Consider the following 16,640-nt stretch of genomic DNA (forward strand, 5'->3'; position numbering starts at 1 on the left):
AGCCCAATAATCCGCACACATGCAAAATGAAACCTCGTATCACCTAAAATGATACGAGGTTTCTTCATTTCCAATATTTAAGACAACAATTTTTCGACAAAAAAGCTATAAATAGCACCTTAACTATATAACTTTTAACAATTTCATTGACTCTAATACGCAATCAGATTAACAATACGTCAATAAATTCTAAATCGATTCAACCTGAGCCAACGCCTTGATTTACTTACTTTAGTAGTGTCGTAAACCAGTAAGTTTTCTCTTTACTGGCAGGTTCAGACAAAAATAAAAACAAATCCAAGGATAAGATTATGAAAAGACTGTCAAAAATCATGTGTGCTGTCATCGCTGCTTCAGGCTTAGCTGCGGCTCCATCTATCGCTGCTACGACTTACGTTGGTGCAAAAGTGGGCATGGGCTGGTTAGACAGTGCGTGTGTTGACGGCGTGAAGTGTGATGATGATGCGATTGGCGCAGGCATTTATTCTGGCTATAACTTTACTGACAGACTTGGTATTGAGTTAAGTTCTGACTTCTTAGGTGACTACAAAACTAGCTTCACTAAGAACGGTGTTACAAGCCAGTTTAGCGACCCTATCATCGCTATCTCACTAACGCCAATGTACCGCCTACCAGTACAACAAGAGTTTGACGTATTCTTCAAAGCAGGCCCTGCTTACATTTCACACGGTGGCGAAGACGACGTTGTTCTTTCTGCGGGTATCGGTGTTGAGAAGCAACTGTCTTCTAATTGGGCTGTGCGTGCTGAATACCAATACTTTGATGATTTCGATGACAACTTCGTTCAAGATCTAAATTCAAACCTTCTTTCTGTTGGTGTTAGTTACAACTTCGGTACAGGCAACACAACCGCATCAGCAGCGGCTGCAGCTTCTGCGGCGGCAGTGACTCAAGCACCTTCTGAGCCAATCACCGAGCCAGAAACTGTGGTTATTGAAGAAGAAGCAGCGGTAGTTGTTACTAAAGCGCAAACCGAGAGCTTCTCTCAAGGTACATTTGCGACTAACAGCACAGAGCTTTCAGAAGAAGGTAAAACAGCTGTACAGCCAATTGTTGAAGTCTTACAAGCGCACCCTCAATCGACCGTTAATATTGTTGGCCACACTGACTCAACTGGTGCGGCAGAATACAACATGATGATATCTAAGAAACGTGCAGCTGCGGTTGCCGCATACATCGAAGAGCAAGGCATTGAAGCTGAGCGTATTACGGCTTCTGGTGAAGGGGAAGAAAACCCAATCGCATCAAACGCTACCGCTGAAGGCCGTGCACAAAACCGCCGTGTGGAAGCAACTATCCCAAGCTTCGAATATCAAGAAGAAGTTCAAGTTGAAGAAGTTATCGTAGAAACAGCTGAATAATAGCACTCTACCTTGACCAAACTAATAAGGGCGGAGCACTTTAAGTGCGCCGCCCTTTTCTTTATCTATCTTTGCCCATAAGCCGTAAAAATAGCCTAACTCAAACTGTAAACCAGAAGATTAGACAATTTCCCAGCTGTGAGTCATCTCTACACCAGCACCTAGCATTAGACATACTGAACAGTATTTTTCTAATGAATCCGCACAGACCTTAGCAACCAACTCAGGATCAAGATTTTCACCCGATACTTCGAAGTGAATATTAATCACAGTAAAGATTTTTGGCGCCGTTTCACGACGTGTGGTTTCAAGCTTTGCATTACAGCCCGTGATGCTTTGGCCTGCAGATTTCAAACCATCCACTACATCAACAGAGCTACAACCACCCGCAGCCATTAGCACCATTTCCATAGGGCTTGGTGCGGTTGCACCGCCACTTCCATCCATAACGATAGAATGACCTGATTGAGATTGACCTAGGAATTTAAAGCCTTCGACCCATTTAACTTCTGCTTGCATGTTGTTCCTTAGATGACCGATAACCGCCATCACTGTCTATTATTGGATATTAATACTGACACCCTACTACTGGCGGCATTCATGAGCAAGATTTTCTAGGCGACATATTTTTTTGTGAATGATGCAATTTTTTCCATCTAAAACCTGTCTCTATTCGTACATTCAAAATCGAATGAGAAAAACGTCAAGATGAGGTATCTATGAATAAATTATCTAAAATATTGGTATCACTCGTGGTCGCACTGCCACTGATTTCGCTGTTTGTAAGCCAGACTGGCACTGCCAATACAATGGATAAAACGGCTGATTCAGGTAAAAGTGAAATCGCGACACTGGCTGGCGGTTGTTTTTGGTGTACAGAATCCGACCTAGAAAAACTGACAGGCGTCACCGACGTTATCTCTGGGTACTCTGGTGGTGAATTAGAAAACCCAACCTACAAACAAGTATCTTCGGGCAAGTCTGGTCACATCGAAGTGATCAACGTGACTTACAACCCTGATGTTGTGAGCTATGAACAGGTTCTTGACCAATTCTTCAGTCACATTGACCCAACCGATGACAAAGGCTCTTTCGTAGACCGAGGCCCTCAATATCGACCTGCTATTTTCTATCATAATCAAGAGCAAAAAGCCGTCGCTCAGAGCTTTATGATGGAGATCGACAAAGCTCAGATCTTTGGTGACCCACTAAAAACAGAATTGATTAAGTTTGAAAAATTCTGGCCAGCAGAAGACTACCACCAAGATTATTACAAGAAGAGCAAGGTTCGTTACAACTATTACCGCTACGCTTCAGGCCGTGACCAGTATCTAGACAAGATCTTCGGTGATGACAGAAAGGATAACCCTAAAACAATCCGCCAGATCATCGACAGTAAGAATGCGACAGCCAATGCTAAAGCCTACGTAAAACCGTCTGATGCAGAGATCAAAGCCAAGCTTACAGCACTTCAATACGACGTAACGCAAGAAGACGCAACAGAGCGCCCGTTTGACAACAAGTACTGGGATAATAAACAAGAAGGCATTTACGTCGACATCGTAACTGGTGAACCACTGTTCTCTTCAAAAGACAAATACAAATCAGGCACAGGCTGGCCGAGCTTTACACAGCCAATTAGCGAAGCTTATGTCGTAACGACTACCGACTACAAACTGCTGTACCCACGCACAGAGGTGCGCAGTAAATTTGGTGATTCTCATCTAGGTCATGTATTTCAAGATGGTCCTAAACCGACAGGTTTGCGTTACTGCATGAACTCAGCAGCAATGCGCTTTATCCCAGCCGATAAATTAGCGGAAGAAGGCTACGAAGAATACGTTGAAATGTTTGAGGGCTAGCTAAAGACTCAATTTCACAGAATTCTATTCATAAACAACAAAGCCAGCATATCGCTGGCTTTCGTTTTTCTAACGCTCTAACAAGAAGGATTAACTCTAGCCTGTTAGCATTATTAACCCGTTAACACCGTATCTTCTGGGTATTTCAACAAAGAAGGTTCTGGCCGAGCTAACATATAAGCTAACGTCAAAGGACCGATACGCCCGATCACCATAACAACAATCATGATGTATTTACCTGGCTCAGTCAGATTCGCAGTTAATCCAGCCGTCAGTCCTACCGTTGCAAAGGCTGAAATCACCTCAAACATGACTCGATCAAACGCTGCCTTTTCAGTAAGCATTAACAAAAACATAGCGGTGGTTAATAACGCCCCACTTACCACAATAATGGCCAATGACTTTGTTACCGCTTGCCAAGTTACGGTTCGCTTAAACATCACTACATGTTTTTTCTGACGTAAAAACGTCCACGTCGCGACAAAGGCAACCGCAAAGGTCGAAACCTTAATACCACCACCCGTTGAGGTAGAACCTGCACCAATCAACATCAAAACAATCATCACCAGCAATGCAGGCTGAGTGTATTGAGACAAATCCACACTATTAAAGCCAGCAGTACGAGCACTCGCCGACTGGAAAAACGCCGCTAGCCACTGCCCTTGAGTCGATAACCCTTCCATGGTTGCTGAGTTATTCCTCTCCAAAAGCCAAAACATCACAGTGCCGACCAACAATAGAGTTGGTGTCGCTGTTAGCATAATCTTGGTGTGTAGATGCAGATGTCGAAAGCCTTTACGCCAGTTACTCGATAAGTCACCGACAACCGTAAAGCCAAGGCCTCCAAAAATGAACAGAGCCGCTAGCGTAAAGATCACCAATGGATCGTCAACAAAGCTCATCATGCTATCTGAAAATAGAGCAAAACCTGCGTTATTGAAGGCTGATATCGCATGAAAGAGCGCGTAAAAGCTTCCGGTTGCCCATCCCATTTCGGGAACCCATCGGAAGCAAAGCAATACAAAACCAATAAATTCAGCCACTAATGCGAAGATGATAATCTTCTTGACCAGTTTTCGAAGGTTAATCTTACGATCTTGTCCCAATGCTTCTTTCGCTAATGCCTGCTGCTTCAAGCTTAACCTAACACCAAACATGTAAAGCAGTACCGCAGATAAAGTCATCTGCCCTAGCCCACCTACCTGCATCAAGAACATCAGCAAGATTTTTCCAGCTAAAGTAAAGTGCTCACCGGTATCGACGACACCTAAACCTGTCACACTGATCGCAGAAGTCGCGGTAAACAGTGCATCCGTAAAACTGAGCCCCGTGACAGAGAAAACAGGCAACGTCAGCAAGATGGCCGAGGGAATGAGAACGCCTAAGAAACTGGTCAGAATTATCTTAGGTTCAGAGCCCTTACGAGGCTTTTCATCTCTCTTAAGGGTATAAAAAGTACCTTTTCGTTGAAACGAATTCATACTGTTGCCTTATTGCCAGTTACCAATTACGTAGTTTTCTAGATAAGGTCTCTTTAGGCCCTGCGATGATCACCACATCTCCGATTTCTAAACTAATATCCAGTTCAGGCGCTTTAGTTAGATTTGGACCACGCTTAAAACCAAGCACATCAACATCACTCTCTTTGCAAAGCTTGAGGTCTCGGAGTTGCTTGCCCAGTAGGTTATGACCGATAACGAGTTCCGTCATCGCTAAGCCGCTGCCAAGGTCAATAAACTCCAGAACGCGCCTGTCTAACATCTTACGGGCTACACGAATACCCATATCTCGCTCCGGCATGATGATATGGTCGGCGCCAATCTTAGAGAGAATCTTGCCGTGAAACTTATCATTTGCCTTTACCCAAACGGCTTTTGCGCCTGATTCTTTCACCACCAGAGTGGTTAGAATACTGGAGTTAACATCAGAGCCAATCGACACCATGACCATGTCGTAATCGTCGAGCCTTAGCTCTGTAACCGTCTCTTCGCTCGTACAGTTCGCAACAATCGCTTGCGAAACGAAAGCCGCGGCTTCTTTCACTCGCTCTTCATCAATATCGACGGCTAATACCTGCGCCCCTGAACCTTGCAGCTCTTTGCAAACAGACAGACCAAAACGCCCTAAACCGATAACTGCATATTGTTTATCGCTCATTTGAGATCCTGTTTAGAAATTTTAATTACACGGGATAGTTAAACCTACATTAGTTTCTATCTCAAAAAAAGTTAGTTCTGTAATAATAAGGTTATACTATTGTCATAATCGCTTGATTTATAACGGTAGAGAACAACTCGAGTTTCTGCTAATTTCCAATTCATAATTTCTGCGGCAGCACACACAATGAATGAATTCATAACCCAAGTACAAACCTACATCAACCAGAGCCATAGTGATTGGGCAAACAGCGTCCTATTCATCACTATTGCAAGTTTTCTCGCTTGGGTAGCTTGGCGAATTATCCATAATCGCTTGGAAGTTCTGGCGCAGAGAACCCACTTTCACTGGGATGACCTGCTACTAGAGGCACTGAAAACCCCTGTCAGTACGTTACTTTGGTGTTGGCCCGCGACCGTATCTATCGGGTTGATCCTTCAAGACCAATTTGGCAACGAAATCAACTGGTTAAAAACGCTCAAGCACATATTGATCATATGTACCTTCGTTTGGTTCACCTTACGAATGATCACCAATGCTGAAGCGTACATCTTAGAGCAAAAAAACAGAGATGAAACCACAGTACAAGCGATTGCAAAAGTAGCTCGTCTGTTCTTTATGGTTATGGGCGGCCTGACGATCATGCAGGCATTTGGGCTCAGCCTGTCAGGCTTACTCACCTTTGGTGGTGTGGGTGGTTTAATCGTTGGTTTGGCAGCAAAAGATCTACTATCGAACTTCTTTGGTGGCATGATGATCTACTTCGACCGCCCTTTTAAAGTCGGAGACTGGATTCGCTCACCTGACCGCCAAATTGAAGGTACAGTCGAACGTATAGGCTGGCGTATGACCATCATTCGCACCTTTGATAAGCGCCCTTTGTACGTACCAAATTCGGTATTCAGTAACATTGTGGTGGAGAACCCATCGCGAATGCTAAACCGCCGAATTAATGAAACCTTCGGGCTTCGCTACGAAGACGCAAGCAAACTCGCTCTTATTGTGGATGACGTAAAAGCCATGCTTGAAACGCACCCTGACATTGATGCTAAGCAGACGTTGATCGTTAACTTTGATAAGTTTGGACCATCAACGCTTAATTTCTTTATCTACACCTTTACAAAAACGGTCAACTGGGTGAGATACCATGAAGTTAAGCAAGATGTTCTGTTACAGGTACTAGCGATCATCCATAAACACAATGCGGATATCGCATTCCCAACACAAACACTCAAGATTGATCCTCAAGGTTTTAGCGAAGCTCAAGCTATGGTCATTTCCAACCCAGAAGGTCATCGATAAGTAAATTTCTTATCGATAAATAATAACAGTGAAGCGTGGTAATATGACGCCAGTATTTTAAGGCACTCAATTACCACGATATGATTTTACCTGTCATTCTAGCTGGCGGCTCTGGTAGCCGCCTCTGGCCACTGTCTCGCGAGCTTTACCCTAAGCAATTTCTCAATATTGCCGGCGAGCAGTCCATGCTTCAGCAAACACTTCAACGACTGCAAGGTCTTGATGAGCACTTAACGGATAGTAACTGCGATGCCCCGCTCATAATCTGTAATGAAGAACATCGCTTTATTGCTGCAGAACAAGCTCGAGCATCCAATATCCAACACAGTGGAATATTGTTAGAACCTGTAGGTAGAAATACAGCCCCAGCCATCGCACTCGCAGCCTTACAGGCCTTAAGTTACTCGAACAGCAACCAACAGAGCGAGTCAGATCCAATATTATTGGTACTGGCAGCCGATCATCACATCGCCAAAGCGACCGAATTTCAGCAAACGGTAGCTAGAGGTGTCGAATACGCGAGACAAGGCAAACTCGTCACATTTGGTATTACTCCGAACGCACCCGAAACGGGCTATGGTTATATCAAGCAAGGAGAGCCTCTCTCCAGAAATGCTTATGCGATTGAGTGTTTCGTTGAAAAGCCCGACCTAACAACTGCAGAGCAGTACATTAATTCGGGACAATACCTATGGAACAGCGGTATGTTCATGTTTAGAGCATCACGCTACCTTGAAGAACTTGCTGAACATAGTCCAGAGATCTTAGCAGCCTGTAAGCTCGCTCTTGCGACGCAAAACACCGACCTCGACTTTATCCGTATTGACGCCGAAGCATTCAAAAGCAGCCCGAGCGACTCTATCGACTATGCAGTGATGGAAAAAACGTCACACGCAGCTGTGATTCCGATGGATGTCGGCTGGAATGACATTGGCTCATGGTCTGCTATCTGGGATGTAAGTGAAAAAGATGAACACAATAACGTCATTGAAGGTGATGTGTTAACCGTCGACTCTCAGCACAACTACATTCATGCTGAAAATAAGCTGGTCGCGACGGTAGGCGTCGATAACCTGATTATTGTCGAAACCAAAGACGCTATATTGGTTGCGAAGAAAGACAAGGTTCAGGGTGTTAAATCAATCGTTAGCCAACTAAATCAAGCCGGTCGAGCAGAACACATTTACCACCGAGAAGTCTTTAGGCCTTGGGGTAAATACGATGTGATCGATCTAGGCAAGCGCGACAAAGTTAAACGTATCACCGTAAAACCCGGTCACAAGTTGTCATTACAAATGCACCACCATAGAGCGGAACACTGGGTAGTAGTGGCTGGTACTGCGAAAGTGACCAACGATGAGAAAACATATCTGGTCGAAGAAGATCAATCCACTTACATCCCTTTAGGCCATATCCACAGCCTAGAGAACCCAGGGGATCTCCCACTCGAGATGATTGAAGTACAAACAGGCAGTCACTTAAGTGAAGGCGACATTATTCGATATCAAGACAGCTATGGGCGAGTCGTGCGCAATCAACAAGCCCACTCATCTAAGCACAACCAAACGAAATAAAGCAGCGACAAATCTATGAAACCAGCATTGGACCTTAGTTGCTTTAAGAACAACGATATCCGCGGCATCATTGGTAAACAAATCAATGAGTCACTCGCCTACCTACTCGGCAAGGCATTTGGCGAATACGTCCTGTCCGCTACGCCTGAAACCTCATTCGATGGCTTGGCGCAGGTGGTGATTGGTCGTGATAACCGTGAAACGTCCCTTTCATTACAAGAAGCCATGACCAAAGGCTTAATAGAGTCAGGGATTACCGTGATAGACCTAGGTATGACTGGCACAGAAGAAGCCTACTTTGCGACACGTTACCTAAAAGCGATTGGCGGAATACAAATTACAGCGAGCCATAACCCAATCAATTACAACGGCATGAAATTGGTCGGTGTAGACGCTAGCCCTATTAGTAAAAACAGTGGTTTAGATGAAATCAAACGACGCGTTGAAGTACTCGAACAAGAACTAAACAGCGATTTACCACTCGTTTATGTACAACCAAGTAACTCTAGTAGATCGACCAGTATTCTCGCCCCTTATGTAGACCACCTACTCTCCTATATATCACCTTCTAAGCTTTCGCCAATGAAGATTGTAGTTAACGCAGGAAACGGCGTTGCAGGACACGTCATTGATGCTTTAGAGGAACGTTTCAACGAACTCAATATTCCAATCACCTTCATCAAGGTTCATCATACGCCTGACGGAAACTTCCCCAATGGTATTCCAAACCCTTTGATTAGAGAGAATCAAGTAGCCACTCGAGATGCCGTTTTAGAACACTCTGCAGGCCTTGGAATTGCGTGGGATGGAGACTTCGACCGATGTTTTTTCTTTGATGACAAAGGCAATTACATCGAGGGTTATTACATTGTCGGGTTGCTTGCTGAAGCATTCTTGATTAAACAGCCTAATGCGACTGTATTGCACGATATGCGCATGACATGGAATACGGTTAAAGTCGCCAACACTCATGGTGGAAAAGCGATTGGGATTAAAGCGGGACACGCACTTATCAAAGAGAAGATGCGTGAAAACAATGCTGTCTACGGTGGTGAAATGAGCGCACACCATTATTTTCGTGATTTTGGATATTGCGACTCAGGGATGATTCCTTGGCTACTGGTTATCGAACTGATGTCGAAGACTCAACAATCTCTTCATCAATTGACGAGTACCAGTATGCAGAAATTCCCCTCTTCCGGAGAGATAAATCGCAAAGTTTCAGACCCCGAACAGGTCATGGCCTGCGTGTTGTCGCACTACCGAGGTAATGCCGTTGAGATCGATCATACAGACGGTATCAGTATGGATATGGGAACATGGCGCTTCAACCTAAGACAATCGAATACAGAACCATTAGTACGCCTTAACGTTGAAACCAAACAAGATAAAGCTTTGTTATCATTAAAAGTCGACGAGCTACTGTCTTTTCTCATTTAAGAGTACAAGGTGCTTCCAATTTTCAACTAAAAACCATAAAAAAGCCCTTACTAGCGATTGCTAATAAGGGCTTTGAATCTTCAGTAGCTTAGTCGCTAACTGTAATTTGTCTATTTGTTACGGCGAGCTTCAACAGCATCTGCCAGCTGACGAAGTACTGTTTCAGTATCTTCCCAACCAATACACGCATCAGTAACAGATTGACCGTAAGTTGCAGCTTTGCCATCAACCAAGTCTTGGCGACCTTCAACTAGATGAGACTCGATCATCACACCAAAGATAGCTTTGTCGCCGCCAGAAATTTGTGCGCTTACGTCATCAGATACATTCATTTGACGCTTAAACTGCTTAGAACTGTTTGCGTGGCTGAAATCGATCATTACTTTTTGTGGAAGACCTGAAGCTGCTAGCTCTTCTTTGATCTTACCAACGTGTTCTGCGCTGTAGTTTGGCTCTTTACCACCACGTAGGATGATATGACAATCAGGGTTACCTGCTGTTTCAACAATAGCTGAATGACCGTACTTAGTTACCGATAAGAAGTGGTGAGAAGCGCTAGCAGAGCGAATAGCATCTGTTGCGATCTTGATGTTGCCATCAGTACCATTCTTAAAACCAACTGGGCAAGATAGGCCTGAAGCCAGCTCACGGTGAACTTGAGATTCTGTCGTACGTGCGCCAATTGCACCCCAACTGATTAGGTCAGCAACGTATTGAGGCGTGATCATATCTAGAAATTCACTTGCCGTTGGCATGCCCATGTCAGTTAAGTCAAGCAGTAGCTTACGTCCTAGACGAAGGCCATCATTTAGCTTGAACGTATCGTTCATGTACGGGTCGTTGATTAGACCTTTCCAACCTACCGTTGTGCGTGGCTTTTCAAAGTAAACACGCATTACGATTTCAAGCTTATCGCCGAGTTCGTCACGCAGTACTTTTAAACGCTTGCCGTACTCAAGAGCAGCTTCTGTGTCATGAATAGAACATGGACCAACAATTACAAGCAAGCGATCGTCACTATCTTCTAAAATATTGTGAATCGCTTTACGGCTTTCAAAGGTTGTAGAAGAAGCAATTTCTGTCGCTGCAAACTTTTCTAAAACAGCAACAGGCGGTAATAACTCTTTTACTTTGTTAATTCTTACATCATCAGTCTGGAACATTGCTTACTTCTTCCTTTTTTCTATCCTTGAGCTGAATGTACGTTGTCTCACGTCACTTTCTTTCAGCACTAATCTTCTTGTTCCTTGTAACTTAACTAGTAAAAACCACAGTTTCAATCACTAATTGAAAATAAACGCAATTTTTTTTGTGTTTTATATTTAAAACACCCTGTACACCATTATTTACAAGCTATCGATTGCGTAATTTATAGGAAAGCAAGATCAGCTATTCTTCAAGCTCCACCATGCATGTGAAATTGTGTCGAATTTAAAACAAAAAAGCTCACGTGATCAGCGTGAGCTTTTATTTAATTACATTATTTTCAAAGGCTTGACGACACTGTCAAGCCCTTCAATTTTCAGAGCAAGACACAGTTTTAATAAGTCGCCGAGTTCACCAGACGGGAATCCCTTTTTATCAAACCACAGCAAATATTCTTCAGGTAAGTCAATCAGTGTACGGCCCGCGTACTTTCCAAATGGCATCTGCATTCGAGCCAACTTAATCAGGTTCTCTTTCTCTAGCATTATTCGGTCTTTCTAAGCGTCATTTATGTTCTGTAGAGTATCACCTAAACGTTCAACCCAATAGTTGATCGCGTCTTTGGCATCATCCAGCGAGTCAATCATGGTTGAAAAGTCTTTGTTACCCGCTTCACGGTCGATTGCAGCAAACAATGGCGTCCCCTCTTGAGCATCACTGACCAATAACTCTACACTCGCACTCCCAACATTGGTGTGTTCGCCTGTTGTCACCTTAGATATGGTTGACATCGCAAGGCCAAACGGCAGAACACTGCTCGTTACAGCTAAGATCGGATTGGGTGTTTCAACGTTACTTAGAGCGATACTCAAGCGCAGCGTCTTTCCTGTAGGTTCATCGACAATCGTTTTATGAGGCGATATTTTCTCTTCCAAACGCGCAACCATGTGGGCTGTGAGCACCTGAATTTCGTCCTGCTCTAACGAACCTTCTTCTGCCAAAACAAAAATTTGGTCGATCACTACAGAATCGTAATCATCTAACTTGGATTTCAAACGCTGTACGTCACGGAGCCCAACCCTTGCCCAAACCAAGTCGACGCCTCCGTCAGGCCCAGCCTGAAAATCTTCGTAGCTGGTAAATTTAGTAGCGGTTCTAATTGGGCCGCCTGCACAACCAAGCAAGAAAATGCTGGTTGCAACAAGCAAAAAGATTTTTAAAGGGTTCATAACGCACTTAGCTAAAATTAAGGAATCCAACCAAGTATGCCATACCCTATGTGAAAAGATTGTAGAAAAAGGGGGTTAAAAATCAGAGATAGCTCTAAATTTAATCATGTTGAACAGTGTGTGCGTACTCTACAATCACCTGATTCCCTTCGATATAAGCATTTTGGATCTCACCATCAACACTCATTCTACTTTTCAGATAGACAACTTTAGGTCCAGATTCATTACCCTCTTTGAGTGAAGGGAAGACATTCCTTGGTTCTAAATGAAGTAAACGACAAAAGTGACTAATGAAAGACATAGTTAATGGCGTCTCCCCTCTTAGCACTCTTGAGAAATCAAGTTGGTTCATCCCTAGCTTTTTTGAAAACTCCATCTGCGTAATTCGCATTCTCGATTTTTGTGACATCCACGTTTGATACAACGCGTCTCTGTCTAGTTCTGTGAATTCCATACCGACTCCTTTATATAATTCAGACCAATCAATTGTCCGGTTTTTCATACATGGCGTGTCAGAGTTCGGTTAGTGGAAGCCAAAGGTTTGGTTTTGATATGCGCGCAATTGTTGTACACAGCAAAACACAACAACCAAAATCCATTCACAAAAACAATTAGATCAAATACTTTCTTTATTTATATCAATAATTTATACATTAACTTAAGAAATATATAGCAAGTTAATTTGTATTAAGAATTAAAAGTTCGAGATTGGCATTCCACATTTCAATCGATTGATTCGCATTTATAAAACTGGTTGGCTACATTTCGTTTGCTCAAACGCACTTCTGGCAAACTATTTGAAAGAATAGGACGCAAAGCCACCGGTCTGTCGACAAATATTCTGTCTATGATAGCGGGGCCGCCACTTAATAGGATTTAAGTGTAAATGCATGCCGGAGTGTTCTCTTTTTTGTCGGCCAAATATAGTAAGGACAAATAATGAAACAACTCCAAAAAAAATCACTCATCGCGCTATCGCTACTTAGCGTAAGCGGTGCAAGCTTCGGTCACGGTTATGTCTCTGCATACAACAATGGCGCTGCTGAGAGCCGTGTTGCCCTATGTAAGTTCCCTGCAAGTGATACGCAAGAGAAAAACACCAACTGTGGTGGTATCCAATATGAACCACAAAGTGTAGAAGGCCCTGAAGGCTTTCCGGAAGTCGGCCCTGCTGATGGGAAAATCGCCAGTGCGCAATCTTCTTTAGCAGCAGCACTAGACGAGCAAAAAGCAGACCGCTGGGTCAAACGCCCGATCAAGTCTGGTTCTCAATACTTTGAGTGGACGTTCACAGCTAACCACAAGACTCGCGATTGGAAATATTACATTACTCAACCAGACTGGAATCCAAACCAGCCTTTGGCACGCAGCTCCTTTGACTTAACGCCATTCTGTGTTGTTGAAGGCAATATGAAACAGCCACCGATGCAAGTAAGCCACTTTTGTAATGTGCCAGAACGCGAAGGTTACCAAGTAATCCTTGCGGTATGGGATGTAGGTGATACTGCTGCGGCTTTCTACAACGTTATCGACGTGAAATTTGATGGCGACGGCCCTATCATTCCTGATTGGGATCAAGGCGGTCAAATCAACCCAACACAAGACCTGAATGTTGGTGACGCTGTTTACACTCGTGTATTCGACCAATCAGGTGAGAACGCTTCATACAGCACTGAGCTTGTGATTGAAAGTTCTGATCAAGGCAAAGCCAATAATTGGTCTTACGCGCTTGCCTCTAAGATCAATCAAGAGCAGACGCAAATCAAGGCAGGTCAATTGAACGACCAAGGCGATTTTGCACCCGTTTACGGCACTAACCCTGTTTATCTAAAAGCAGGCTCTGGCTTTAACAGTGTAGAAATCGGCTACAAGATTGACACTCCAGAGCCGGAGCATGAGCTAGAAGTAACGGGGTTAGAGTCAGAGTACATTATCGATGAGAGCCAACCTACCCAGCTAGATCTTACGTTAGCGGCAACAGGCGATATCCAAGCTGAGCTTACCGTGTACAACCATCACCGTGAAGCGCTTGCATCTCAGAAATCGGAGCTAACAGACGGACAAGTTGAAGGTGTTCAACTGACTCTTTCTAAGTCTGAAGCTGGCCACCACATGCTTGTGGTTGTGACGAAAGATGACCAAGGTAACTTAGTGGATCAGAACACGCTTGATTTCCATCTGATGGACGAGCAAACACCTCCACCAGCGGGCGATTACGACTTCGTATTCCCAGAAAGCATTGAATCTTACACAGCCGGTACTAAAGTACTGAGCAGCGATGGTGGCGTTTATCAGTGTAAAGAGTTCCCATACTCTGGCTACTGTGTTCAATGGGCACCAACAGCAACTCAGTACGAACCAGGTGTAGGTTCACACTGGCAAGATGCTTGGAACAAAGTGGATTAATTGCTCACTAGAAACTTACTCTTAATTGATAAGTTTGAGTAACCAAAACGGATGCCCAGAGCATCCGTTTTCTTCTTCAGCAACAGCAGAAATTAAGGTGTTCAAAGTAGATAGTGGTCTGCCAACAGAGCAACAAACAAGATCATGAGATGATAGATGGAGAACTTAAAGGTCTTCATCGCCATATTAGGCTCATCACGATATTTAAGTACCCAAGCATGGTAAACAAACCCACCGTTGAGCACCAATGAAGCGCTCAGATATATCCAACTGCTCATACCGACCAATACAGGCAATATACACACGATGCTAAGCAACAAAGTATAGAGCAAGATAGAAGTCTTGGTGTATTCGATCCCGTGGGTTACAGGCAGCATGGGTATGTTCACTTTGGCATACTCGTCACGACGATGAATTGCCAACGCCCAGAAGTGCGGAGGTGTCCAAATAAAGATGACCATCACCAACAACCAAGCGTTTGAATGCAGTTCGTTAGTGACTGCCGTCCAACCCAATAGCGGAGGCATTGCACCTGCGATCCCAGCAATCACGATGTTTTGTGGCGTCGCTCGCTTTAAGTACATGGTATAAATCACTGCGTAACCCAACAAGCTTGCAAAAGTTAGCCAAGCGGTGAGTTGATTGACCCACACGACAAGCGTGACGAATCCAAGTAAGCCGATACCCGCCGCAAAGCTGAATACACGCACACTACTCAGCTCACCTGACGGTAAAGGTCGTCGGTTTGTTCGAGTCATCTGACCGTCGATCTTTTTATCGATCAAGTGGTTAAATGCAGCCGCTGAACCCGCCATTAGTCCTATCCCAATCATTCCGCACAGTGTTTGCTGTAAAGGTAAGCTATTAGGCACAGCCAAACACATCCCGACCAATGCCGTCAGCAACATCAAAGCAACCACTTTAGGCTTGGTCAGCGTTAGATAAACTTTCCAAGTAGCTTTGTTTTTTGCAGCCATTTCGTTACTTAAAGCTATGTCGTTATTGGCTGTTACCTTATGACTTAAGGTTGCGTCTTGAACCACTACTTCATGCTGTGTTGACGTTCTACTGACCATGATTACCTCCTTGTAATACACTGTTCCTCACCAAGCTCTCACTCGGTTTGCGCTGCCACACCACAAAATTGGTTACAACCATGCTGATGAGCAACATCGCTGCGACTAGGTTATGCAAAACCGCAACTGAGATTGGCAGGTGAAACCATACATTGCTGACCCCAAGACTGATTTGAATAAACAACACGATTGCGACAATCACGCTTAGCTTTTGGTGAGGCACTTGACCAAACTTCCATAGCTGGTACACGACCATCAGCACCGTTAACGTCGCCACAATAGCCCCAAACCTGTGCATGACATGGATGGTGAGCCTTGCGGGATACTCCAACACACCAAACTCATAATTATCATGTCCGCGTTGAGCAAAATCGAACGCATTTTTGAAATCGAGGTAGCTCATCCAGTTACCTTCACAAATAGGTAATTGGGTACACACCAAAGCGGCATAGTTTGACGATGTCCAACCACCAAGCAGTATCTGCCCAACCACAATGAGTAACCCAAAGAGCGCCCAAGCTTTAAGTGATGGAGAACAAGAAACCTCGCCAAAACGGCTTTGGAATTGAGACAAACGACAGTAGAGCAGACACAACAGTGACAACAGTGTGAAGCCCCCCATCAAATGCGCCATAACCACAACGGGCATCAACTTGAGAGTCACCGTCCACATTCCAAGCAAAGCCTGAAAAATCACAGTGGCTGAAATAAGCAAAGGAAGCCCAATCGAAGTAATATTCTTTTTAATACAACAAGCTACAACGACAAAGATAAGCAGCCCTAATGTTCCTGCAAAATAGCGATGTATCATCTCTATCCAAGCTTTATCTGCTTCGAGAGCTCGCTCTGGAAATTGCAGATTGGCTTGATTCACCGCTTGGGCATCAGAGGGCACGGTGATCTTTCCGTAACAACCCGGCCAATCAGGACAGCCAAGGCCTGCATCAGACAAACGGGTATAAGCGCCGAGAACAATCACGGTAAGGGTTAACAAGATAGTTAATCTCATCACGAGCATCAGTAAATCAGAGGCTTTATTCTGCATCGTTTATCTCCCTATACTTAT

15 protein-coding genes and 1 riboswitch are annotated in these 16,640 nt (G+C 44.2%); of the genes, 6 read left to right on the forward strand and 9 right to left on the reverse strand.

What is annotated here, in order from left to right; genetic code table 11:
- Positions 1-311: 311 nt before the first annotated feature.
- Complete coding sequence (locus ATB74_RS06920) at positions 312-1,382, forward strand: OmpA family protein (RefSeq protein WP_061017488.1); 1,071 nt, start codon at positions 312-314, stop codon at positions 1,380-1,382.
- A gap of 120 nt (positions 1,383-1,502) precedes the next feature.
- Here the strand turns inward: ATB74_RS06920 and ATB74_RS06925 are convergent, their stop codons facing one another.
- Positions 1,503-1,901, reverse strand: a complete 399-nt coding sequence (locus ATB74_RS06925) for an OsmC family protein (protein WP_060981587.1) — start codon at positions 1,899-1,901, stop codon at positions 1,503-1,505.
- 200 nt (positions 1,902-2,101) lie between these two features.
- Between ATB74_RS06925 and msrB the strand changes: the two genes are divergently transcribed.
- Positions 2,102-3,244 (forward strand): peptide-methionine (R)-S-oxide reductase MsrB, encoded by a 1,143-nt coding sequence (gene msrB / locus ATB74_RS06930; protein WP_061017490.1) that lies wholly within the window; start codon positions 2,102-2,104, stop codon positions 3,242-3,244.
- 113 nt (positions 3,245-3,357) lie between these two features.
- Here the strand turns inward: msrB and ATB74_RS06935 are convergent, their stop codons facing one another.
- Together ATB74_RS06935 and ATB74_RS06940 are read right to left on the reverse strand one after the other, a co-directional pair.
- Positions 3,358-4,725, reverse strand: a complete 1,368-nt coding sequence (locus ATB74_RS06935; RefSeq protein ID WP_061017492.1) for a TrkH family potassium uptake protein — start codon at positions 4,723-4,725, stop codon at positions 3,358-3,360.
- A 19-nt stretch (positions 4,726-4,744) separates the two neighbouring features.
- Entirely contained in the window at positions 4,745-5,401 is a 657-nt protein-coding gene (locus ATB74_RS06940) for a potassium channel family protein (protein WP_061017494.1), read from the reverse strand.
- 186 nt (positions 5,402-5,587) lie between these two features.
- Here ATB74_RS06940 and ATB74_RS06945 point away from each other — a divergent pair, with 186 nt between their 5' ends.
- The 3 genes from ATB74_RS06945 to ATB74_RS06955 all read left to right on the forward strand — a co-directional run bounded on the left by ATB74_RS06945 (position 5,588) and on the right by ATB74_RS06955 (position 9,717).
- Positions 5,588-6,703, forward strand: a complete 1,116-nt coding sequence (locus ATB74_RS06945; RefSeq protein ID WP_061017496.1) for a mechanosensitive ion channel family protein — start codon at positions 5,588-5,590, stop codon at positions 6,701-6,703.
- Positions 6,704-6,783: 80 nt separating this feature from the next.
- The gene (locus ATB74_RS06950; protein WP_061017498.1) at positions 6,784-8,277 is read left to right on the forward strand and encodes a mannose-1-phosphate guanylyltransferase/mannose-6-phosphate isomerase; all 1,494 of its coding nucleotides are present in this window, start codon (positions 6,784-6,786) and stop codon (positions 8,275-8,277) included.
- Between the two features lie 15 nt (positions 8,278-8,292).
- Positions 8,293-9,717 carry a phosphomannomutase/phosphoglucomutase gene (locus tag ATB74_RS06955; protein ID WP_061017499.1) on the forward strand — a complete coding sequence of 475 codons (1,425 nt, stop codon included), beginning with the start codon at positions 8,293-8,295 and terminating at the stop codon, positions 9,715-9,717.
- 110 nt (positions 9,718-9,827) lie between these two features.
- Here ATB74_RS06955 and aroG read toward each other — a convergent pair whose 3' ends face one another.
- The 4 genes from aroG to ATB74_RS06975 all read right to left on the reverse strand — a co-directional run bounded on the left by aroG (position 9,828) and on the right by ATB74_RS06975 (position 12,546).
- The gene (gene aroG, locus ATB74_RS06960) at positions 9,828-10,880 is read right to left on the reverse strand and encodes a 3-deoxy-7-phosphoheptulonate synthase AroG (protein WP_060981594.1); all 1,053 of its coding nucleotides are present in this window, start codon (positions 10,878-10,880) and stop codon (positions 9,828-9,830) included.
- A gap of 312 nt (positions 10,881-11,192) precedes the next feature.
- On the reverse strand, positions 11,193-11,408 hold the full coding sequence (locus tag ATB74_RS06965; protein ID WP_061017501.1) for a DUF3820 family protein: 216 nt from the start codon (positions 11,406-11,408) through the stop codon (positions 11,193-11,195).
- Between the two features lie 12 nt (positions 11,409-11,420).
- Positions 11,421-12,092 (reverse strand): DUF3313 domain-containing protein, encoded by a 672-nt coding sequence (locus ATB74_RS06970; protein ID WP_061017503.1) that lies wholly within the window; start codon positions 12,090-12,092, stop codon positions 11,421-11,423.
- Between the two features lie 100 nt (positions 12,093-12,192).
- A complete protein-coding gene (locus tag ATB74_RS06975; protein ID WP_017061749.1) occupies positions 12,193-12,546 on the reverse strand; it encodes a hypothetical protein in 354 nt (117 codons plus the stop codon).
- Between the two features lie 323 nt (positions 12,547-12,869).
- A riboswitch (cyclic di-GMP riboswitch) is annotated at positions 12,870-12,959 on the forward strand.
- A 72-nt stretch (positions 12,960-13,031) separates the two neighbouring features.
- Between ATB74_RS06975 and gbpA the strand changes: the two genes are divergently transcribed.
- Positions 13,032-14,498 (forward strand): N-acetylglucosamine-binding protein GbpA, encoded by a 1,467-nt coding sequence (gbpA, locus tag ATB74_RS06980; RefSeq protein WP_061017505.1) that lies wholly within the window; start codon positions 13,032-13,034, stop codon positions 14,496-14,498.
- Positions 14,499-14,599: 101 nt separating this feature from the next.
- Here gbpA and cyoE read toward each other — a convergent pair whose 3' ends face one another.
- Positions 14,600-15,574: a heme o synthase gene (gene cyoE / locus ATB74_RS06985; protein WP_061017508.1), complete on the reverse strand. Its 975-nt coding sequence runs from the start codon at positions 15,572-15,574 to the stop codon at positions 14,600-14,602.
- On the reverse strand, positions 15,564-16,619 hold the full coding sequence (locus tag ATB74_RS06990; protein WP_061017510.1) for a COX15/CtaA family protein: 1,056 nt from the start codon (positions 16,617-16,619) through the stop codon (positions 15,564-15,566). The genes cyoE and ATB74_RS06990 overlap by 11 nt, the downstream gene beginning before the upstream one ends.
- Between the last annotated feature and the right edge of the window lie 21 nt (positions 16,620-16,640).

Origin of the sequence: Vibrio splendidus, assembly GCF_001557875.1 — a bacterium.
GTDB lineage: Bacteria > Pseudomonadota > Gammaproteobacteria > Enterobacterales > Vibrionaceae > Vibrio > Vibrio splendidus_F.